This window comes from Paenibacillus sp. N3.4, from assembly GCF_008017805.1.
Taxonomy (GTDB): Bacteria; Bacillota; Bacilli; order Paenibacillales; family NBRC-103111; genus Paenibacillus_E.
Map to the genome: position 1 here is coordinate 1 of NZ_VRTT01000062.1, position 21,119 is coordinate 21,119.

The 21,119-nt window shown below is 45.3% G+C and carries 20 protein-coding genes, 1 pseudogene and 1 riboswitch; of the genes and pseudogenes, 19 read left to right on the forward strand and 2 right to left on the reverse strand.

What is annotated here, in order from left to right; all coding sequences use genetic code 11:
- Positions 1–592 precede the first annotated feature (592 nt).
- Positions 593–774, forward strand: a riboswitch (FMN riboswitch).
- Between the two features lie 235 nt (positions 775–1,009).
- From ribD to ytfJ, 9 genes and pseudogenes are all read left to right on the forward strand, one after another.
- Positions 1,010–2,118: pseudogene (ribD, locus tag FU659_RS25275) on the forward strand (bifunctional diaminohydroxyphosphoribosylaminopyrimidine deaminase/5-amino-6-(5-phosphoribosylamino)uracil reductase RibD).
- A 16-nt stretch (positions 2,119–2,134) separates the two neighbouring features.
- Positions 2,135–2,806 carry a riboflavin synthase gene (gene ribE, locus FU659_RS25280; protein ID WP_147950098.1) on the forward strand — a complete coding sequence of 224 codons (672 nt, stop codon included), beginning with the start codon at positions 2,135–2,137 and terminating at the stop codon, positions 2,804–2,806.
- 40 nt (positions 2,807–2,846) lie between these two features.
- Complete coding sequence (locus tag FU659_RS25285) at positions 2,847–4,073, forward strand: bifunctional 3,4-dihydroxy-2-butanone-4-phosphate synthase/GTP cyclohydrolase II (protein WP_147950099.1); 1,227 nt, start codon at positions 2,847–2,849, stop codon at positions 4,071–4,073.
- A gap of 54 nt (positions 4,074–4,127) precedes the next feature.
- Complete coding sequence (ribH, locus tag FU659_RS25290; protein WP_147950100.1) at positions 4,128–4,598, forward strand: 6,7-dimethyl-8-ribityllumazine synthase; 471 nt, start codon at positions 4,128–4,130, stop codon at positions 4,596–4,598.
- The gene (locus FU659_RS25295; RefSeq protein ID WP_187274388.1) at positions 4,598–5,239 is read left to right on the forward strand and encodes a site-2 protease family protein; all 642 of its coding nucleotides are present in this window, start codon (positions 4,598–4,600) and stop codon (positions 5,237–5,239) included. The genes ribH and FU659_RS25295 overlap by 1 nt, the downstream gene beginning before the upstream one ends.
- Before the next feature lie 15 nt (positions 5,240–5,254).
- Entirely contained in the window at positions 5,255–6,046 is a 792-nt protein-coding gene (locus tag FU659_RS25300) for a segregation and condensation protein A (protein WP_147950102.1), read from the forward strand.
- The gene (scpB, locus tag FU659_RS25305) at positions 6,030–6,638 is read left to right on the forward strand and encodes an SMC-Scp complex subunit ScpB (protein WP_147950142.1); all 609 of its coding nucleotides are present in this window, start codon (positions 6,030–6,032) and stop codon (positions 6,636–6,638) included. Before FU659_RS25300 ends, scpB begins: the two co-directional genes overlap by 17 nt.
- Before the next feature lie 116 nt (positions 6,639–6,754).
- Positions 6,755–7,453: a DUF2953 domain-containing protein gene (locus FU659_RS25310; protein WP_147950103.1), complete on the forward strand. Its 699-nt coding sequence runs from the start codon at positions 6,755–6,757 to the stop codon at positions 7,451–7,453.
- A gap of 116 nt (positions 7,454–7,569) precedes the next feature.
- Positions 7,570–8,067 (forward strand): GerW family sporulation protein, encoded by a 498-nt coding sequence (gene ytfJ, locus FU659_RS25315; RefSeq protein ID WP_147950104.1) that lies wholly within the window; start codon positions 7,570–7,572, stop codon positions 8,065–8,067.
- 449 nt (positions 8,068–8,516) lie between these two features.
- On the opposite strand, the gene FU659_RS25320 is transcribed toward ytfJ, so the two are convergent.
- Positions 8,517–9,812 (reverse strand): ArsB/NhaD family transporter, encoded by a 1,296-nt coding sequence (locus FU659_RS25320; RefSeq protein WP_147950105.1) that lies wholly within the window; start codon positions 9,810–9,812, stop codon positions 8,517–8,519.
- A 245-nt stretch (positions 9,813–10,057) separates the two neighbouring features.
- Between FU659_RS25320 and FU659_RS25325 the strand changes: the two genes are divergently transcribed.
- From FU659_RS25325 to FU659_RS38410, 10 genes are all read left to right on the forward strand, one after another.
- Positions 10,058–11,254, forward strand: coding sequence for a D-alanyl-D-alanine carboxypeptidase family protein (locus FU659_RS25325; RefSeq protein ID WP_147950106.1), 1,197 nt, complete (start codon positions 10,058–10,060; stop codon positions 11,252–11,254).
- Between the two features lie 12 nt (positions 11,255–11,266).
- Positions 11,267–11,866 (forward strand): nucleoside recognition domain-containing protein, encoded by a 600-nt coding sequence (locus tag FU659_RS25330; RefSeq protein ID WP_147950107.1) that lies wholly within the window; start codon positions 11,267–11,269, stop codon positions 11,864–11,866.
- A 6-nt stretch (positions 11,867–11,872) separates the two neighbouring features.
- Positions 11,873–12,406 carry a spore maturation protein gene (locus tag FU659_RS25335; RefSeq protein WP_147950108.1) on the forward strand — a complete coding sequence of 178 codons (534 nt, stop codon included), beginning with the start codon at positions 11,873–11,875 and terminating at the stop codon, positions 12,404–12,406.
- Positions 12,407–12,467: 61 nt separating this feature from the next.
- Entirely contained in the window at positions 12,468–13,214 is a 747-nt protein-coding gene (locus FU659_RS25340; RefSeq protein ID WP_147950109.1) for a pseudouridine synthase, read from the forward strand.
- Between the two features lie 84 nt (positions 13,215–13,298).
- Complete coding sequence (gene resA / locus FU659_RS25345; protein WP_147950110.1) at positions 13,299–13,829, forward strand: thiol-disulfide oxidoreductase ResA; 531 nt, start codon at positions 13,299–13,301, stop codon at positions 13,827–13,829.
- A gap of 23 nt (positions 13,830–13,852) precedes the next feature.
- On the forward strand, positions 13,853–15,514 hold the full coding sequence (gene resB / locus FU659_RS25350; RefSeq protein WP_147950111.1) for a cytochrome c biogenesis protein ResB: 1,662 nt from the start codon (positions 13,853–13,855) through the stop codon (positions 15,512–15,514).
- Positions 15,511–16,770 carry a cytochrome c biogenesis protein CcsA gene (gene ccsA / locus FU659_RS25355; RefSeq protein ID WP_147950112.1) on the forward strand — a complete coding sequence of 420 codons (1,260 nt, stop codon included), beginning with the start codon at positions 15,511–15,513 and terminating at the stop codon, positions 16,768–16,770. Before resB ends, ccsA begins: the two co-directional genes overlap by 4 nt.
- 39 nt (positions 16,771–16,809) lie before the next feature.
- Positions 16,810–17,523 (forward strand): response regulator transcription factor, encoded by a 714-nt coding sequence (locus tag FU659_RS25360; RefSeq protein ID WP_147950113.1) that lies wholly within the window; start codon positions 16,810–16,812, stop codon positions 17,521–17,523.
- Position 17,524: 1 nt separating this feature from the next.
- The gene (locus FU659_RS38405) at positions 17,525–18,496 is read left to right on the forward strand and encodes a HAMP domain-containing protein (protein WP_147950114.1); all 972 of its coding nucleotides are present in this window, start codon (positions 17,525–17,527) and stop codon (positions 18,494–18,496) included.
- A gap of 14 nt (positions 18,497–18,510) precedes the next feature.
- Complete coding sequence (locus tag FU659_RS38410; RefSeq protein ID WP_315971355.1) at positions 18,511–19,413, forward strand: sensor histidine kinase; 903 nt, start codon at positions 18,511–18,513, stop codon at positions 19,411–19,413.
- A gap of 121 nt (positions 19,414–19,534) precedes the next feature.
- On the opposite strand, the gene serA is transcribed toward FU659_RS38410, so the two are convergent.
- Entirely contained in the window at positions 19,535–21,115 is a 1,581-nt protein-coding gene (serA, locus tag FU659_RS25375; RefSeq protein ID WP_147950115.1) for a phosphoglycerate dehydrogenase, read from the reverse strand.
- Between the last annotated feature and the right edge of the window lie 4 nt (positions 21,116–21,119).

Consider the following 21,119-nt stretch of genomic DNA (forward strand, 5'->3'; position numbering starts at 1 on the left):
ATTCGCCGTACTCCCACCACCTATGTTACCTAGAGAAGGAGCCCGAACTCCCCAGAAAATTAGGTCATTCGAGACTCAAAAACCACGAAAATGATGAAAGAGGTGAGTGGGCACTCATTTTATCCACGTTGAATCGACAGCCACCTACGGTTCGTTAGCATAGACTACACAAGGATGGAGTTGCTTCACTGTTCGAATGGCTCTTGTTGTGGATACTTAAGTAAGCAGTTGCTTATTGTTTGTTGATGCGTGGGGAGGGAAGGTTATGCAGAAAAGTAGCATGATCAATGGTCTTGTCTCAAGGGGGAAGGCGAGGCGGGAATAAGATCTCCTAACTTGCTTACTTATCCTTTAGAACAAAATGGTAGAGAACCTCGCTTTAGGCAGCTTTAGGCTAGGTTTATCTTTTGCATGCTGAATGAATGATATACTTAAATAATAAACTCCAATTCCGAGTGATTTCATAGAAAAAGTAAGAAATTATGGGAATAGGTAAAAAAGCCCTTGCTTTTTCGATGTTGGAGTGATAAATTTTTCATTACGAAAGTAATTTCTTACTCATCTAAAAGTAGTTGATTACTTTCTGTGTATGCAAAACCTTCGGGGCGTGGTGAAATTCCACACCGGCGGTAATTCAATGGACTGTTCGTATCTCAGACATTGATAAGTCCGCGACCCGTTTTGAAGCTAGCGGTACCTGACACACAGCTTCGCTACGGCTGATCCGGTGCAATTCCGGAACCGACAGTATAGTCTGGATGGGAGAAGGAAAACGCGAATGATTGATTCGCTATGCATGCTTGTTCATTTTTTCACATAAACATAAATTCGGCAGGTCTGTGTATTTTTGCAGCTATGTCGGTCTTGTTTGATTTGATCAAAAATGTGGCTAGCATGCATGGAGGAAGCTTTTTCGTGTTATCTAAACAATCTCTGGCCCCTATCCGATACAAGGAGGGGCCTTTTTGCATTCAAATTCTCGATAAAGTGGGATAGGCGGTGAACCTGTATGCAGTTGCTTAATGACGAAGCCTACATGAGGCTGGCTCTGCAAATGGCTGAAAGTGCTCGGGGTCAGACGGGAATTAATCCTGTCGTAGGATGTGTTCTCGTGAAAGAAGGGCGTATCGTAGGCATGGGCGCCCATCTCCAGCGCGGACATGGACACGCGGAGGTTCTTGCTCTGCAGATGGCTGGCGATGATGCGAAGGGAAGCACAGCTTACGTCACTTTGGAGCCTTGCAGTCACTTCGGCAAGACACCGCCGTGCAGCGACCGTCTGATTGAAGCAGGCGTTGTCCGTGCCGTTATTGCCGGAACCGATCCGAATCCGCTTGTTGCTGGCACCGGTGTCAGCAAGCTTCGCGCTCACGGCATCGACGTAACGGTCGGGTTGCTGGCGGAAGAGGCCACGCTAATGAACGAGGCCTTTAATAAATTCATTGTCACACGGATGCCATTCGTGACATTGAAGACTGCGAACACGCTCGATGGGCGCATCGCCTCTAGGACGGGCGACAGCCGATGGATTACATCGCCAGCGTCGCGAGCCTTCGTTCATACCCTGCGGCATCGGCATCAGGGCATTATGGTCGGCGTGGACACCGTCATCGCCGACGACCCGCTGCTGAGCGCGCGCGGCGACGTACCGGCTGTGCAGCCGGTACGTATCGTCGCAGACTCGCGCTTGCGAGTCCCGCTAGGCGCCCGCGTGCTGCAGGAGCAGGATCGTCAGCCGACGATCCTGCTCGCGAGCGCACAGCGCCCGCAGAGCGGCGTGCCGCGCTGGAAGCGCGCGGCATCACGATCCTCACCTGCGGCGACGGCCCGCAGGTAGATCTGACACTCGCCATGCAGCAGCTTGGCGAGCGCGAGATCGGCTCCATCCTCCTCGAGGGTGGAGGAAGACTCAGCGGCGCTATGCTGGAGCAGCGCCTGCTGGACAAATTGGTGCTGATGATCGCGCCGAAAATTATCGGCGGCGGCAGTGCAGCACCTGTCAATTTCAACTTCGAAGGCTTCGCGAAGATGAATGACGCCATTATGCTCGACCGACTCAATGTCGAGCGATTCGGTCCGGATATTTGCTTAACCGGGTATCCGATGTATCAGAACTAACGAATGGAGGGCTGTCATGTTTACCGGCATAATTGAAGAAATCGGCCACATGCGCCGCATTCATAGTCAAGGACAAGCCATGGTTTTAACCATTGGCGCCAAAAAAGTACTAGAAGACGTTCATCTTGGCGATAGTATTTCCGTGAATGGCGTTTGTTTAACCGTTATCGCATTTGATACGGATTCATTTTCCGTTGATGTCATGCCGGAAACGTACCGAAAGACGAATCTTCGCAAGCTGCAAAGCGGTACACGTGTCAATTTGGAACGGGCCATGGCGGCCAACGGTCGTTTCGGCGGTCATATCGTGCAAGGGCACGTGGATGCAACGGCGACTATCCTCTCCCGCGTACCTGAAGAAAATGCGGTTGTTTACCGGTTCGAGCCGGAGAATAAACAAATTTTCAAATATATCATTGCAGGTGGATCCATTACCATTGACGGTATTAGTCTTACGGTTGTGGATGTAAATCATCATGAAGCAGCCGTTTCGATTATTCCTCACACCCTTGCTCAAACGGTTCTCTACGATAAGAAAGCCGGGGATACGGTCAACATTGAGTGTGATGTACTCGGCAAATATATGGAACGCTTGCTAACGTTCGGATCATCGGAACCTGCAGGCGGAAGCGCGAAGAAACAGAGCAAACTTACAGAGAGCTTTCTAGCGGATAACGGGTTTATGTAACCAAACATCATCAACTTAGAAGTTGGTAGGAGGGGTGAATATGGGAGAAATAAAGTTCAACACCATTGAAGAAGCGCTTGAGGATTTGAAACTAGGCAAAGTTATTATTGTTGTCGACGATGAAGATCGCGAGAATGAAGGGGACTTTATTGCGCTAGCAGATAAAACGACGCCTGAAGTGATCAATTTCATGATTAAAGTTGGGCGTGGACTGGTTTGTGTTCCGATTACGGAAGAACGCGCACAAGAACTTGATCTGCCTCCGATGGTCGCGCGTAACACAGATTACCATGGTACCGCCTTTACTGTTTCCGTTGATCATAGCGACACAAGCACGGGAATTTCCGCGCACGAACGTTCCAGAACGGTTTTGGGTTTGATTGATCCGAAAACAAAACCGCAGGATTTCCGCAGACCGGGTCATATTTTCCCGTTGATCGCAAAAAAAGGTGGCGTGCTCCGCAGAGCGGGACATACGGAAGCGGCAGTTGATTTAGCCACGATGTGCGGTTCCTATCCTGCAGCATCCATTTGCGAAGTGATTAAGGAAGACGGTACAATGGCTCGTGTACCTGATTTGATGGAAATTGCTAAGGAGCATCAGCTTTCCATCATCACGATCAAAGAATTGATTCATTATCGTAATCAACAAGAGAAATTAGTTGTGCGAGAAGTAGAAATCAATCTACCTACGGACTTCGGTACATTCAAAGCAATTGCCTACACGAATCAATTAGATAACAAAGAACATGTCGCGCTCGTAAAAGGGACGCTCGACCCATCGAAACCCACATTGGTACGCGTTCATTCCGAATGTTTGACGGGCGATGTGTTTCATTCTCACCGCTGTGATTGCGGTCCGCAACTGGATGCCGCATTAAAACAGATTGATGAAGAGGGCAATGGTGTATTATTATATATGCGACAGGAAGGTCGCGGCATTGGTCTTATAAATAAATTGAAGGCCTATGCGCTGCAAGAGCAGGGATTCGACACGGTGGAAGCGAATATTAAGCTTGGATTTGCTCCGGATCTTCGGGATTACGGGATTGGCGCACAAATTTTGAAAGATTTGGGCATTAGCCAGCTTCGTCTTTTAACGAACAATCCACGCAAAATTAAAGGTTTGGAAGGCTACGGCCTTGAGGTTGTGGAACGAGTTCCGATTCAAATGGAAAGTAAGGAAGATAATCTTTCTTATCTGCAAACGAAAAAACAAAAGCTGGGTCATATGTTGATTTTCCATGATTCCGGCAGCGGCATATAAGATTCAAGCTATCCAATAAATAAACAAGCGGTATACAGAAAGGGAGAATCCATCATGGCAACTATTTTTGAAGGACATTTAATATCACAAAACCTTAAATATGGTATCGTTGTTGGTCGTTTCAATGAATTTATTACATCCAAATTGTTGGGTGGGGCACAGGATGCTTTGAAACGTCACGGCGTCGAAGAAAACGAAATCGATATTGCCTGGGTACCTGGCGCATTCGAGCTTCCGTTAATCGCTCAAAAAATGGCGGAGAGCGGCAAGTACGATGCTGTAATCACGTTAGGTGCAGTAATACGTGGATCAACGCCTCACTTTGACTATGTGTGCAGTGAAGTAGCCAAAGGGGTGTCCGCTATTAATCTTAAAACGGGCGTACCTACGATCTTCGGCGTGCTGACAACGGATTCCATTGAGCAGGCTGTTGAACGTGCAGGAACCAAAGCCGGAAATAAAGGCTGGGAAGCAGCAGTTACCGCGATCGAAATGGCGAATTTGACGAAACAATTCACTTCTTAATGCTTTCGTATTATCATCTGGAAACTTTGCTTCCCAGACTGTTCGCTTTCTTAATCGCTATGACGCTGCATGACGCAGCGCATGCGGGAGTAGCTTGGCTGCTGGGAGATCGAACAGCGAAGCAGAGCAAACGGTTATCGCTTAACCCCTTGGCCCATTTAGACGCCTTGGGGTTGGCTATGATCGTATTCGGGCCTTATGGCTGGTCCAAGAAGATGCCGATAGAGATAACGCAATTTCGAAAGAGACCCAAGCTCTCGCATACATTGGTCTATGCAGCGGGTCCTTTTACAAATTTATTACTCGTATTGTTCTTCTGGTGGCTTTATTTCTTTCTTCCGGCTTGGTTTGGAGGAGGGACGGAGTCGATTACCGTTGAAGAATGGCGAGTCTATTTGCAGTACTGCGTGATCGTTAATTTAATGATTTGTTTTATTCATATGATTCCTTTGTATCCTCTAGACGGTTGGTATATATTGAAAGGACTTGTTCCTTCTCATAGCCAACGGTGGTTGGGTAAGAATGAACGCTATGCACTTATTCTTGTTATTGTTTTGCTTATTACACCGGTAGGACAATGGGCGCTTGCGCATATATATCCGTTCGCCGCGCAGTTGATCATGAATTTATTTTCACTATGACAAGGGGGAACACGCATGAAAGTCACATATAAGCTAGAAGTATTTGAAGGCCCCCTTGATCTATTATTGCATTTAATCGACAAAAATGAACTCGACATTTATAATATTCCGATTAAGGACATTACGGATCAATACTTAGGCTATGTACAAGCTATGCAGGAATTAGAACTGGATATTACCAGCGAATTTCTAGTCATGGCTGCTACACTGCTCTCGATCAAGAGCAAAATGCTATTACCTAAGCCTCCTGTAATTGAATTTGACGAATATTTTGAAGATATGGACGATGATTTAGACCCTCGTGCGGAGCTGGTTGCAAAGTTGATTGAATACCGCAAGTACAAGTCGATAGCGGATATGCTGAGAGATAAAGAAGTAGAGCGCAGTCTGGTATACACGAGAGAACCAGAGGACCTGACCCCTTTCCTGCCTGTTGTGCAAGAGAATCCAGTAGAAGGACTTGATATCGCTGACTTGTTGTTTGCTTTTCAACGGACATTGCGTAAATTGGCTAATCGGAATGTGATTGCCCGAATCCGTAGAGATGAAATTTCGGTTAAAGACCGCATTCGCGAGGTATTGGATTTACTCAAATTTAAAGGCGGCAAGCTGCTTTTCTCGAAATTGTTTGATTATGAAATGACACGTGAAGAGATTGTTGTCACCTTCTTGGCTATTCTTGAATTAATGAAAATGAAGAAAGTGGTTTGTTACCAATATCAGTTATTTGAAGATATCGTGATTCAAGCGAAAGAGGAGGTATCCGACATTGACACTCAGTTTTCCACAGATGAAATCAATTATTGAAGGATTGCTTTTTGCTTCCGGCGACGAAGGCTTAGATGCCAAGCAACTAGCAGAGGTTTTGGAGCTGGATTTGCATTTAGTCAAAGATCTGCTTAAAGATATGAAGACAGAATTCAAGCGCAAGGGACGTGGGATCCAAATCCAAGAAGTAGCTGGGGCCTACCAGCTAACGACATTGGCTGAGCATGCGCCTTACTTTGAGAAATTAGCGTATTCCCCATCTCGCTCATCTCTCTCTCAAGCCGCACTTGAGACGTTATCCATAGTAGCCTATAAGCAGCCGATTACTAGAGTCGAAATTGAAGAAATTCGCGGTGTAAAATGCGATCGTGCCTTGGCAACACTCACAGGAAAAGATCTAATTACGGAAGTAGGCCGTGCTGATGCCGTAGGGAGACCTATTTTGTACGGAACATCCAAACAATTTCTCGAATATTTTGGCCTTAGTTCGATTCAAGAACTTCCGGACTCCACAAGCTTCCAAGGGAGCTTTGATTTGGAGCAAGAGACACGAATGCTGTTCGACCGTCTTGGCGGTGATCAGAAACAGATTACGCTGGAAGATCTAAATAAAGGAACCGATTCTGAGTAATTGTTCGACGTTTTTGCTATGCATTTCATTTCCTTTTCAAGGTCATACTAACTCCATTGGCGAGAAGACTCATTCTTGCAGATGGTGTTTTTTTGTTAAGGGGGGATTAACGCATTGTGTGGATAGGAATCATATTACTCGTTTTTATATGTGGGTTGTTCATTATTATGGGCAGCTATATCCGTGGCGAATTTTATTTTTCGAGGGTGAAGGATAATGACATGTTTGCTATTGAACTACGTGCATTGTTTGGACTTATCCGCTACCGATACGTGATACCCATCATACAATTCAAAGGATTTGCTGCGGGAATAATGATTAAATCCGAAACCGTGAACAAAGATAATATCAAGCTCAGGGACGTGAGAAAGGATCATATTACGAAAGAGAAAGTCATTGCCTATTTTAAACAGCTGAAAATCATGATGGCTCATACCGTTGATTTATATGCTTGGATGAAACAGACTTTAGCTAAAGTTCAATGTACGGAATTAAAATGGATCACACGGGTAGGTTTGGGTGATGCGCCTGAAACTGCGATTACGACCGGAGCGATTTGGGGAATTAAATCATCTCTGCTTGGTTTTGCGATCCCGTTCGTTAAGCTTCAGGCAAAGCCACAAGTGGATGTCATTCCACAGTATAATGAGAAACAATTTTCCACTGAGTTTCGAATGGCAGGCAGAATTAAGGTTTGGTTTGTTATTTTCGCCGGGTTTCGGTTGTTAATGCGGGCTGCAAAGATAAAAGGCGGTATTCGTACGTGGATTCAAATTGCCATGAAGTTGCTGTCTAGGTCCAAAACGGCTTCTTAATGTGTACATAACGGTATTCGAGGTAGGGCATTCTACAAGAGAACCATTAATGCTCTTTGGCGCTTGTGCTTCCGATGCCAGCTTTTCTGGCGAAAAACTCTTAGGAGGAATAGAACATGTCTGAACATCCGATTCAAGGTCTCATGAAAGTCGCCATGGAAAATATTAAAGAAATGGTCGACGTGAATACCATTGTCGGTGACCCGGTAGAAACGCCGGACGGCAGTGTCATTATGCCTATTTCTAAAGTTGGTTTCGGTTTTGCCGCTGGCGGCAGCGAGTTTGTTTCAGACTCGGAAATTGAAATCGAAGGTGGATCAGGTAGTAAAAGTGAAGCGCTCAGTGCCAAAGTTTCTCTTCCTTTTGGTGGAGGCAGCGGCGGCGGGGTATCCATTACCCCAATTGCTTTCTTGGTTGTCGGGAAAAATGGCGTTAAGGTCGTTCCGCTGGATAACCAAACGCATATTCTGGAACGTCTAATCGATTCTGCGCCACAAGTCGTGGACCGTATCCAAAGTATGATCAAGGGACTATCAGCGAAGCCGCAAGCCAGTAATGCTGGCTCCGGCGCTGGCAATGTGACGAATATCGAAAATCAAAATTTCATCGTTTAGCTGCTAGTAGGCCTATTGTGAAGCTGTCCTTTGTGGACAGCTTTTTTCTTTAGTAGAAGAAAGTAGCGTGTTATCCAATTCCGAAAGGTCGTTTGGCATTGGGGATCGGATATAACATGTTGTAAGCCTCTACTTTTTTTGACGGGGACGCCTAACGAACTCAGTAAGCCTTATTTGATCAAATGACAAAAAGTTATCGTTCTAACGAACTCCAGACGCATTATTGCAAGTAAAAGCTCATCCATTCAATAAAAATCGACCCCATAACACCGTTTCAGTTCGTTAGAAGAATGGACAGGCTCATTTCTCGACGCTAACAACTCTACGATTTGTTAGCGTCAACAACGCAAGTAAGGAGTTGGGACATCTAACCTACAGTATTTCCTAGCACAAAATGGTAGAGAACCTAGCTTTAGGCTTCAGGCTAGATTTTTTTGTTTGTTTGCTTTTCACATTAAGTAACGGACATAGATATAAATTTGTGCAATCACTAATGATACTAAAGCAATGGGAGCACCCACTTTTAGAAACTCCCAATAACTGAATCCACGCCCTTCTTTGGCAGCAAGCCCCGCTACAATGACATTGGCGGAAGCTCCGATAACCGTACCGTTTCCTCCCAGACATGCGCCTAACGCCAGAGACCACCAAAGTGTATTGATCGGAGCAGAATCAACGGCAAGCCCAAGCCCATCCGCCATTTCTTTGATCAGGGGAATCATGGTTGCCACGAACGGAATATTGTCGATCGTCGCAGAAGCTATGCCCGATCCCCATAATATCAGCACAGATGCGGTTGGTATGTTTCCTCCAGTTATTTCGAGCGCTTTCAGGGCCAAAGCTTTAATTAAACCAACTTCCTGCAATCCTCCTACCAAACTAAACAATCCGGCAAAGAAGAATATAGTTACCCATTCGACGGCGCCAAATGCTTTTTCGACATCGTGTTCTTTGAGTCCAAACAGCATAAGCAAGATAGCTCCGGTTATCGCTATGACAGAAGCTTCCACATGAATAACCGCATGAAGCATGAAACCAATAATGGTCAGTGATAAAATAATTAGCGATTTCCTCATTAACAGAGGATCCTTAATAAAGTCACTTTCTTTCATGGCCATAAGTTTGGCTTGCAGTTCTGCATTCGGTTTGAGTTGTTTCTTGTACATGGCATATAAGATGAAAAGGGTGACGCCCATGATAATAATGGCAATGGGAGCCAGATTCAGCAGAAAGGCATTAAAGGTCAGATGGGGGTTGGCAGATCCAATCATGATGTTAGGCGGATCACCAATAAGCGTGGCTGTTCCACCTATGTTGGAAGCAACGATGACAGACATCAAGAAGGGCACTGGATTTACTTTTAAAATTTTTGTAATGGCAAAGGTGACAGGTACGACCAAGAGAACGGTTGTCACATTATCCAATAAGGCGGAACCAACGGCAGTTAAGATCGAGATGGTGAGTAAGATCCGAAGAGGATCTCCTTTCACAAGCTTCGCCGCGCGAATAGCCACATATTGAAACACGCCTGTTTGGTTCGTAATCCCCACCAATAGCATCATCCCGATTAGCAGCGTAAGGGTCTCCCACTCGATATAATGTTGGAAAACCCTGTGAATATCCAGAATTCCGCTAAAGACCATAAGGGCAGCACCCAGTATAGCGATGACTGCGCGGTTCCCTTTTTCCCAAATGATAAGGGCATAGGTGACTAAAAAAATGATTAATGCAACGGTTGTAAGCATGTTTTTCCTCCTTGTGTAGGGATTATTTTCCCCTGAATACCCGGAAAAATGCAAAAAGAAGCCTGCGTTGGCAGGCTCCTCCGGTGATCTCCATATGAAAAATCTATCTTAGTATAGCTTAGAATATCCCGTATGTAAATAAAGAAGACTTGGACATATCCCATGTATACAAGCATATACTTGTACAAAGTTTCGCTTGTTTGTGCGTTAAAATAGTACAAGTTCTGTTGGACAGGGGGACTAAGATGAAGAAGAGAATCCGGATAACCATATGGTGGTGTGCGTTGGTAAGTGTTATTTTCATCCCATTTGCCCACGTGCAGGCAGCACCGCCGGCCATCCAAACGAATGCGGTAGGTGCTTCCCTCATTGATGTGGAATCGGGACGTATCCTTTACAATGAAAAAGGCGACGTGCCGATGCGAATAGCTAGCTTGACGAAGATTATGACAGCCATTATTGCCATTGAGAATGGGAAGCTGACAGATAAGGTCAAGGTAAGCAAAAATGCGTTTGGCAAAGAAGGGTCATCGCTTTATTTAAAACTAGGCGAAGAAATGCGTTTGCATGATATGTTGTATGGTCTGATGATGAGGTCCGGAAATGATGCGGCAACGGCCATCGCCGAGCATATCGGTGGGAGTGTGGAAGGCTTCGTCTACCTGATGAATGAGAAAGCGAAGATGCTAGGGATGGAGCATTCACACTTCACAAATCCATCAGGGTTGGATGAAGGTGATGGTCATCGTTCGAGCCCGAATGACATGGCGAAGTTGACAGCTTATGCACTTAAAAATGCCGTCTTTCAAGATATTGTTTCCACGAAACTGAAAAAAGTCCCCAATCCGAACGAGACATGGGACTATTCGTGGCTTAATAAAAATAAAATGCTTTCTCTCTTCGAAGGAGCCGATGGGGTCAAGACCGGCTATACGAAGCTTGCTAAACGCTGTCTCGTTTCTTCCGCAACGAAGGATGGCCATCAGCTAGCCGTTGTGACATTAAATGATGGCAACGATTGGGCTGATCATGCCCGATTGCTGCAATACGGCTTCAAGTACTATCCTCTGCAAACTGTGGTGAAAAAAGGTGATGAAGTGGAAAGTTCCCCTTGGGTAGCAGGTAGAGCCTTTTCGTATCCTCTGGCGGAAGGTGAAGCCGCACTTTTAAGCAAGAAGGTGGAACTTACCGATCCGGCTTCCACGGCCTATCGGTTGGGAGAGCGGGGGACCCTCCAAGTTATGCTGAAAGAGAAACGGATTCAAACGATTCCGATTTATGACAAGACGAGTAAACTTATGCAGCAGCCCGTGAGTCAAACGACATTTTCCTTTCAACAAGGAAAGGTTTATCAAGAAACGTTGCTTTCTCGCTATGGATTAATTTGTAGAATGCTAATCCAAAAGCTGTTTACGCTATCAGAGTCAGAGTGGGCGGATTAGGAGGCTTGGCATATGGTGAATTGGATTTGGCTCTTTTTTATTGTTGCTGGGTTTATTGTGGCAATATGTAACGGGAATGTGGAAATGGTTACGCAAGCTGCTTTTGATGGTGCGAAAAGCGGTGTGACCGTATGTTTTGGTCTAATTAGTGTCCTTGTTTTTTGGCTGGGTATGATGCGTATCGCAGAGGATGCAGGCATTCTGAGTAAACTGGCAGTCATTATTCAACCTGCAGTTCGTTTCTTGTTTCCGAGTATTCCCAAAAACCACCCCGCGATTGGCTACATTATTTCGAATATGAGTGCTAACATTCTAGGTCTCGGAAATGCCGCGACGCCTATGGGCATTAAAGCGATGCAAGAACTGCAGAAGTTGAATCCCAATAAAGATACGGCAAGTACAGCGATGTGCACGTTATTGGCACTGAATACGTCAAGCATTACGCTAATTCCTACAACCCTAATCGCGATTAGGATGAACTACAATTCCGTCAATCCAGCGGAAATCGTAGGCACAACATTAATTGCCACTGCGGTGTCGACGGCTGCCGCTATCTTAGTAGATCGATGGTACCGACGATCGCGTTCGCCCATCCCGCCGTTGAAAGGATGATCTCACATGTATGCCTTCGTTTCCCTGATTTCTTCATGGGCTATTCCCATCATGATCGTCTTCATTCCTTTATACGCTGCTTATCGAAAGGTTCCGGTTTATGAATCGTTTGTGGATGGTGCCAAAGAAGGTTTTGATACGGCAATCAAAATTATTCCGCATTTAGTTGGGATGATGGTCGCCATTTCTGTTTTTCGAGCATCTGGAGCCATGGAGATGATGACTGGCTGGTTGCGGCCTTTCTTCCATAGCCTTGGCGTACCGACAGAGATTTTGCCGCTAGCCATCCTCAGACCCATTACAGGAGCGGGTTCACTTGCTTTCACCACCGATCTTATTGAACAATTCGGACCCGACTCCATGATTGGCCGCATCGCTTCCACCGTACAAGGAAGTACGGACACAACCTTGTATGTCATTACGGTATATTTTGGTTCTATCGGTATCCGAAAAGCCGGTTATGCCCTAAAAGTGGGACTTATTTCCGATTTGGTTGGTTTCATTGCATCGATCATCATCTGTTTCCTCGTGTTCGCTTAAGGGCGCACTCTTGTGCTTTGGATACAACTCCGTTATCATTATCATGAGGTGAAAGCGGAAAATGGAAAGACTGCAAAAAGTATTAGCCGAAGCGGGCATTGCATCCCGTCGGAAATGTGAAGAAATTATTACAGCCGGACGTGTACAAGTGAACGGGGAAGTCGTCACTACGCTTGGTGTGAAAGTGAATACCGAAGAAGATGAAATCAAAGTTGATGGACGTACGATCGGTCAACAAAAGAAAATCTATGTGATTCTGAACAAACCCAAAGGTGTTATTACGAGTGCGACAGATCCAGAAGGTCGTAAAGTAGTCACAGATTTCTTACCTGGGATTAGAGAACGCGTTTATCCGGTCGGTCGGCTGGATTATGATACGGAAGGCTTGCTCCTTCTGACAAATGATGGTGAATTTGCACATTTATTAACGCATCCGAAGCATCACGTTCCCAAAACGTATCAGGCAACCGTTAAAGGGGTTCCTCATGGCACCTTATTGGACAAGCTTAGATCGGGGATTCAATTAGAAGATGGAATGACGGCTCCTGCTGAAGTCGAGTATGCGGACGTGAATTTAGAGAAGAAAGAGTCCATTATTCAAATAACCATCTATGAAGGTCGAAATCGGCAAGTAAGACGGATGTTCGAGGCGATTGCTTTCCCTGTCATTAAATTAAAACGGATTAAGTTCGGACCTATTTTCTTAACCGGTTTGCCAAGAGCTAAATATCGGCATCTAACGCCGAAAGAAGTTGAGGAACTCAGGAATGAGGCTCTCCAGACACATAACGTTCAAAAAGGCCAATAGGAATTGGCCTTCTTTTCGTTATAATGATCATAGAACCGTATGTAAAACAACGACTATTGACCAAAAAAGCGAAGGTGATTATGCGTGGGTAAGAACAAGAAATGGGTACAGATTGCGATTTTTGCCATCGTGCTTATTATTGGCGTGTTTACCATTATTACGAATTTGTCTGCCTCTGATACCAAGAAATATCCTCAGGTTGGGGATAAAGCGACGGATTTCTCATTAATCGGATTAGATGGCCAAACACATAAATTATCCGAATATAAAGGGAAACCCGTACTAATCAACTTTTGGGGAACTTTTTGTCCTCCCTGCAAAGAGGAAATGCCTGCCCTTCAAAAGCAATATGATAAATGGAGTCAGCAAGGGGTCGTCTTTCTTGAAGTGAACGTTGATAAAAACAAAGTAACGGTCCAGGGTTTCATGGATCAATATAAGCTGAATATGCCCGTTTTGCTGGATGCAAAAGAAGTGGTGCGAAAGCAATACGGTGTTATGGATTATCCAACGACCTTCTTTATTGGCGCGGACGGTAAAGTGGCAGTAAAAAAAATCGGCCAAATGACTGAGTCTTTTATCGATGAAACACTTACGAAACTGGCTGGCAAGTGACGAAGAACACTTAGGAGGTCATCATGTTTTACAACACCAAATGCGATTGCGGGCATCAGAATCCAACAGGAACAACGCTTTGTGAATCTTGTGGAAACCCACTGATCGACATCGATGGCAGAGATATATTGGAAATGCGTTATGACGGAATAGCTCGTCGTTCGCAGAAATCTAATCCTTCTTTACTGGATAAAGTCTGGAATTTCTTCTCCTCGGTTAAAATAGCGGTATGGATTATTTTTTGGACGCTGGTTGCTTCAGCTGTCGGAACCATTTTCCCGCAAGAAAACACATTTTTGGATATGGACCCTGCCCAGTATTACGCTCAAAACTATGGTACCTTAGGAACCATTTATCATTTCTTAGGATTCTCCCATACGTTTAATTCATGGTGGTTCATTACTTTGCTATTCATGATTGGCACATCGCTGGTCATCTGCAGCTTGGATCGTGTTTTGCCGTTATATAGAGCGCTGTCCAAGCAGCAGATCCGCAAGCATGCGAATTTTCTGACCCGACAAAAAGTAACGCTTTCAATCGACCTGCCTGAAAATACCGATGAGGTGGCGTGGGTTAACAAACTAGGCACATTATTTCGAAAAAAACATTACCGTGTACATACAGAGGGCTCAGCGCTACTCGCTGAAAAATATCGATTTAGCCGTTGGGGTCCGTATATTAATCACATAGGACTTATTATTTTTCTCATCGGTGTACTCATGAGAAGTATTCCGGGTTGGCATATGGATCAATATATGGGCATCCTGGAAGGGGAAACGAAGCAAATTCCTCATACTTCCTATTTTATAAAGAATGAGAAATTTACCCTAGATCTTTATGATGAGAAGGATCTTCCGGCCAGCATTAAGGAAAAAGGACAAGTTGTTCCCAAGACGTATCAAACGCAAGCTGTTCTGTACCACTGTTCAGCGAATTGCGATGATGCAACCAACGCGCCTGTGCTAGAAGAGGTCCATAAGGCAGATATTACTGTCAATCATCCGCTTGATTACAAAGGGCTGCAGGCTTATCAATTCGATTATAAGTCGACGCCACTACTCATTTCGGTGAAACCGACATTAAGTAATCCTGTCACCGGAGAATCATTCGGAAGTTTTGATTTGCCGATGAATAATCCGAAGGATGAGTACCAGGTTGGACCTTACAAGTTAACGCTCAAAGGTTATTTTCCGGAATTTGGACTAGAAAAAGGGCAGCCGATAAGCAAGTCGAATGAGCCAAAAGCGCCAGCTTTTATTTTTAATATCACAGGGCCTGGTCTGGCGACAAGCGGAGAACCCTATTTGTACTTCCCGAGACAAATCGATAAGGAATCATTTTCACAAGATGTGATTAATGGAGCAATCAGTCAGAAAATCAAGCTTGCAGTAGGTTCTATGGAAGGTGTGCAATTCGCAAACTATACGACCTATTTGAACATTCGTGTAGATAAAGCGATGCCATATATTTGGATAGGTTCTGCGATCTTTATGATTGGTGTGATCATGGGCTTTTATTGGCAGCATCGGCGTATCTGGTTGCGAATTGATAACGGCAAGCTCACACTTGGCGGTCATACGAATAAGAACTGGTTTGGCTTGCGGAATGAAGTGGCTGCAGCCCTTGCGAAGAACAACATAGAAGTTTCACCAAAGTCATTAGATAAAGGAGACAATCCGCAGTGAATGTAAACTCGGTCAGCAGCACCTTTTTACTTATTGCATTTTTTGTATATTTGCTAGCGTTTTTACTTTTTGTCCTTTCAATAACAGGAAGGAAATGGAGTAATCGCGATCCTGAACAGCATACGAAGCGGTGGGGCTTTTTCGCTTTCATGACTTCCGTCGTCGGCTTTGCCTGCCATGTGACCTTCTTCTTTACGCGATGGGCAGAAGGAAGTCACATTCCAACATCGAATATGTATGAGTTTATGACCTTTTTAGGCATGATGATTATGTTTGCCTTCTTAATTGTCTATCTGATTTACCGTACGCCTGTACTTGGCGTATTCGCTCTGCCGATTGGTTTTATTATTATCGCTTATGCCTCTGTATTTCCAAGCGAAGTACAGCCTTTAATTCCAGCTTTGCAAAGCTACTGGCTCAAAATTCATGTAACGACCGCCGCAACTGGGGAAGCATTCTTCGGAGTAGGTTTTGCGGGTGGACTCATGTACTTGCTTCGTTCCGTGAATTATAAAGGAACTTCCAAAATAGACAAACGTGAGCAAAGAGGCATTGAACTTACCCTATTCTTTATTTTTATGCTTGTTGCATTCATTGCTAGTATTTTTACTTTTAACGGTTCTGGGTATAAAGCGGTATTCTCCAAGCAAGTGGTGACAATCGATTTGCAAGGACAGCAGCAAACCAACATTCAAAATGAAACCTATGTGCTGCCTCCAATTGTTAAGCCGTATGATACGCAGCTTGTGGAAATGAAATCGTTCTTGGGCATGACGGAACCCTTATTCACGGCTCCATCCTGGATGGAAGGGGCAAGTGCTGGACGTAAACTGAATACGGTCATTTGGTCTATCCTCGGCGGTTTGATTCTTTATAGACTAGCGCGTCTCGTAGCGCGCAAACCGATAGGTGAAGCCATTGGCCCGATCGTTAAAGGAATGGATCCCGAGGATCTGGATGAAATCAGTTACCGAGCGATTGCTATTGGTTATCCTATTTTTACGCTGGGCGCATTAATTTTCGCGATGATTTGGGCCCAGGAGGCCTGGGGTCGTTTCTGGGGCTGGGATCCCAAAGAAGTGTGGGCATTGATAACCTGGTTATTTTACGCTGTATTTTTACACTTACGTCTTTCCAAAGGCTGGCAAGGTAAGAAATCAGCATGGTTAACTGTAGTTGGATTTATCGTTGTGATGTTTACGCTAGTTGGAGTAAACCTTGTTATTGCTGGTCTCCATTCTTATGCAGGTGTATAAATGATTCGAACTTACTAAAATAGAAGGATGTGAAGCTCAATGGAAATGAAAGCTAGCATACTCGTTGTTGATGACGAAGAACGTATTCGTAGGTTGCTTAGAATGTATTTGGAGAAAGAGGGCTATATCATCGAAGAAGCAGAAGATGGCGAGACTGCGCTTCGCATGGCTACGGAAACGGACTTCGATCTTGTGCTCTTGGACGTGATGCTGCCTGGCATTGACGGGATCGAAGTATGCGCGCGTCTGCGCCAAGTGAAGTCAACACCGGTGATCATGCTGACAGCCAAAGGGGAAGAGACGAACCGTGTTAGCGGGTTCGAAGTAGGAGCAGACGACTATGTTGTCAAGCCCTTCTCTCCGCGAGAAGTGATTTACAGAGTGAAAGCCATTCTTCGCCGCTCTTCGGCAACGGCTTACTTGTCCAAGGATGCAAGTTCAAGCAATAACATTGTGTTCCCTAATTTGATTATTGAGCATGATGCGCATCGGGTAACGGCCGGGGGTCAAGAAGTGGCTTTAACGCCTAAAGAATACGAACTGCTGCATTATTTGGCTGTTTCACCGGATAAAGTGTTTTCACGGGAAGAACTGTTGAAGGATGTTTGGAATTACGAATTTTTTGGTGATTTACGTACGGTAGATACCCATGTAAAGAGATTGCGTGAAAAATTAAACAAAGTATCCCCGGATGCTGCGGCAATGATTACGACTGTCTGGGGAGTAGGCTATAAGCTAGAGGTACCCAAATAACGTGATTATTTTCAGAAGTATCGTAGGGAAACTCTGGTTAACCATTATTGGCCTAGTTGCGGTAGTACTGCTTATACTAGGCTTTTTTCTCGTCAATTACATGGAAAATTATTTTTCCGAGGCAAAGGATCAAAGGGTAAAAGTGGAAAAGCTGGCTAATCGATTTTCGGATGAAGCCACGCGCCATATGTATGACGAACAATTTTATCAGTTAAGCAATGAACTTCTTAATATTCAGGATGCCCGAATGCTGGTCATCTCGACCGATATGAAGGAAGTTGCCTTGCCTGTAACGGAAGATAGCAATTTAATTAACTTCAGAGCGACTGATTTCTTCACGGTAGATGAACTTAAGCTTGTATTTGCAGGTCAAACGGTGACGAACCAGATTACGAAATCCAACCCAGGACGTTTTTATGCGGGTGCTGAGTACCTCGTTGTCGCTGTCCCTCTAAAGAGTGTGCAAGGTGTAATTGTTGGCGCTACGCTGATCTACCAGTCGCTGCAATCCTTGGAAACCACACAGTCCTATATGTTAAAATTGTTCGTCTCTGTTTCGTTTGTTGGCTTTCTTATGACGACTTTCTTCGCTTTCTTCCTATTCTCTCGGATAACGCGGCCGCTCCAGCAATTAAAGAAGGCGGCAGATCTCATAACAATGGGTGAATACGGCACACGCGTTCCTATTCAATCGAAGGATGAAATAGGGGAGCTGGCCAAAACCTTCAATCATATGGGAGAGAAAATGCAGGAGAGCATTCATGCTCTCAGCCAAGAAAAAGAACACTTATCAAGCATATTGCGAAGTATGACCGATGCCGTGATCACCTTGGACGCGAATGGTTCGGTGATGCTCACGAATCCGCAAGGGGAGAAGATTGTTAAAGAGTGGAGTACGATCGAGTGGTCGGAGGATGATGAAGAGACCCAACGTTTCGAAAACCGGATACAGCACTCGGTGATTGGGGATTAACGAGTTACAGCAACTTGAACTCGAGCCCGATTCCGGTTCCGTTAATTCCTCTTTTTGAAGCGGTCGTGGATGAATCATCGGAAGCGGCGACGAAGCTGCATGTGCAAAATGGCGTGTGGTCGGTCGCAATGACGCCGCTTTATTCCCGCGATCAAGTCCGTGGAGCGGTAGCCGTTCTCCGTGATGTGACGGAGGAGGTACTTCTTGACAAGCTGCGCAAGGATTTCGTGGCCAACGTTTCACATGAGCTTCGTACACCGCTATCCATGCTTCAAGGTTATAGTGAAGCCCTGCTCGATGACATTCCGTCCACGCCGGAAGAACGGGTCGAGCTGGTGCAGGTCATTCACGACGAATCCCTCCGTATGGGACGTCTCGTCCGTGATCTGCTCGATTTGGCACGGATGGAAGCCGGTCATCTCGAGCTCTACTTCAGGGAGGTTGAAGTTGACTCCCTGATCAAGCGGATGCACCGCAAATTTACGGTGCTAGCCAAAGAACGAGGCATCACGCTGAGCGCCGTGATTCCCGAGCAGCCGCTCATTCTCGAACACGCGGATGAGGACCGTCTGGAGCAAGTAATGACGAACCTGCTCGATAATGCTTTCCGACATACGGGAGAAGGAGCGCGTATTGCCATAAAGGCAGAGCCTGCCGTCTTCAAGGATCATCCGGCAATCCGCATTGAGGTATCCGATGAAGGACAAGGGATACCTCCAGGCGACCTCCCGTTCATATTTGAACGGTTCTATAAGGCGGACAAGGCTCGTACACGCGGTTCTTCCGGTGGAACAGGGCTTGGCCTGGCCATTGTCAAAAATATCGTAGAAGCGCACCATGGCAGCATTGCGGCACAGAGCACGTTAGGTCAGGGAACAACGTTCACACTGATGCTGCCATGCTCGCCACCCGAGTAATCATTTCGACAAAAAGAAAAGGCGTTTGCTGAGGAATCCTTCAGCAAACGCCTTTATTTTGTAGAATATTCAGAAAAAATCTTGTTGTTCGTGAAACACTTTGTTGCATCGTACGCTCGAATTACACTTTAAGAGCACGAACATTCACGATTTCTGGTTGTTTTGTCAATTCTGCAATGACCTCTGCAGGAGCCGATTTGTCAACCGTCAACACCATGATCGCCGATCCGCCGATCACTTTACGGCCAACTTGCATAGTAGCGATGTTCACATCGTTGCCGCCTAACAAAGTACCAACGCGACCAATAATACCTGGTTTATCGTTGTGGGAGATTAATAACAGATTGCCTTCAGCAGCGAAGTCAACCGGGTATTGATCAATACGCACGATACGTTCACCGAAACCGGCAAGTAACGTACCGGCAAGTGTTTTTTCTTCTTGCTTTGTCTTTACAGTTACGGTAACTAAATTCGTGAAGCTGTTGGATGTGTTCGATTTCTGAATCACGATATTTACATCGCGTGATTTAGCAACATGCATCGCATTAATGATATTGATTGATTCTAATTGATTTTGGAATAGACCTTTTACGATATAACGTGTTAATTGATTGGTATCGACATCTATCAAATCGCCGGAATAGTTAATAACAATTTCACTGACAGCACCTTGTGCAATTTGGCCGAGAATCGAACCGATTTTATAACCAAGATTGAAGTATGGTTGCAATTTATTAAGCACGTCCGCTGGTACAGGCGGCATATTTACAGCATTTTTGAACGGTTCATTGCGCAGAATGTGCAGGACTTCCTCGGAAACGTCAATCGCTACGTTTTCTTGAGCTTCAATGGTGGAAGCGCCAAGGTGAGGGGTTACAATGACTTTAGGGTTGGTTAAGAATGGGTGATCTTTTTGCGGAGGCTCGACTTCGAATACGTCGAATGCGGCTCCGGCTACAATACCTTGATCAATAGCTTCAACGAGAGCAAGCTCATCAATAATACCGCCGCGCGCACAGTTGACAATGCGAGCACCTTTTTTCATGATATCGAACTGCGGTTTGCTAATGAGGTGACGAGTCTCTGGCGTAAGTGGTGTATGAACGGTAATAAAATCGGCTTGAGCCGCAATCTCATTGACAGTTCCCAGCTTAACACCAATTTTCTCCGCACGCTCTTCGGTTAAGAAAGGGTCATACCCGATAACTTCCATGCCGAAAACTTTAGCACGCTTGGCTACTTCACTGCCGATGCGTCCCATTCCCAGAATACCGAGTGTTTTGTTGCGCAGCTCGACTCCGATAAATTTGCGATCCCATTCGCCGCCAACCGTTTTCTTGTAAGCTTGTGGAATCATACGTGCTGTAGCCATAATCATAGCAAAAGTAAGCTCGCATGTTGCAATCGTGTTGCCGTCAGGGGCATTGATTACGATAATGCCTCGTTTTGTTGCAGCTTCCAAATCAATATTATCAACGCCAACACCAGCGCGTCCGATTACTTTGAGCTTCGTTCCTGCTTGCATGATTTTCTCAGTGACTTTCGTTTGACTGCGAACGAGAAGGGCATCGTACTCGCCAATGATAGCTATAAGTTCATCTTCGGAAAGGCCAGATTGCTTAACAACTTCTACATCGGCTGCATCATAAAGCATTTGAATTCCCATGTCGCTAATTGGATCGGATACTAGAACTTTGTACATAATT

Coding starts and splice junctions, on each gene's coding strand:
- ribE (WP_147950098.1), top strand. CDS start 2,135: ATGTTTACCGGCATAATTGAAGAAATCGGCCACATGCGCCGCATTCAT.
- FU659_RS25285 (WP_147950099.1), top strand. CDS start 2,847: ATGGGAGAAATAAAGTTCAACACCATTGAAGAAGCGCTTGAGGATTTG.
- ribH (WP_147950100.1), top strand. CDS start 4,128: ATGGCAACTATTTTTGAAGGACATTTAATATCACAAAACCTTAAATAT.
- FU659_RS25295 (WP_187274388.1), top strand. CDS start 4,598: ATGCTTTCGTATTATCATCTGGAAACTTTGCTTCCCAGACTGTTCGCT.
- FU659_RS25300 (WP_147950102.1), top strand. CDS start 5,255: ATGAAAGTCACATATAAGCTAGAAGTATTTGAAGGCCCCCTTGATCTA.
- scpB (WP_147950142.1), top strand. CDS start 6,030: ATGAAATCAATTATTGAAGGATTGCTTTTTGCTTCCGGCGACGAAGGC.
- ytfJ (WP_147950104.1), top strand. CDS start 7,570: ATGTCTGAACATCCGATTCAAGGTCTCATGAAAGTCGCCATGGAAAAT.
- FU659_RS25320 (WP_147950105.1), bottom strand. CDS start 9,812: ATGCTTACAACCGTTGCATTAATCATTTTTTTAGTCACCTATGCCCTT.
- FU659_RS25325 (WP_147950106.1), top strand. CDS start 10,058: ATGAAGAAGAGAATCCGGATAACCATATGGTGGTGTGCGTTGGTAAGT.
- FU659_RS25330 (WP_147950107.1), top strand. CDS start 11,267: ATGGTGAATTGGATTTGGCTCTTTTTTATTGTTGCTGGGTTTATTGTG.
- FU659_RS25335 (WP_147950108.1), top strand. CDS start 11,873: ATGTATGCCTTCGTTTCCCTGATTTCTTCATGGGCTATTCCCATCATG.
- FU659_RS25340 (WP_147950109.1), top strand. CDS start 12,468: ATGGAAAGACTGCAAAAAGTATTAGCCGAAGCGGGCATTGCATCCCGT.
- resB (WP_147950111.1), top strand. CDS start 13,853: ATGTTTTACAACACCAAATGCGATTGCGGGCATCAGAATCCAACAGGA.
- FU659_RS25360 (WP_147950113.1), top strand. CDS start 16,810: ATGGAAATGAAAGCTAGCATACTCGTTGTTGATGACGAAGAACGTATT.
- serA (WP_147950115.1), bottom strand. CDS start 21,115: ATGTACAAAGTTCTAGTATCCGATCCAATTAGCGACATGGGAATTCAA.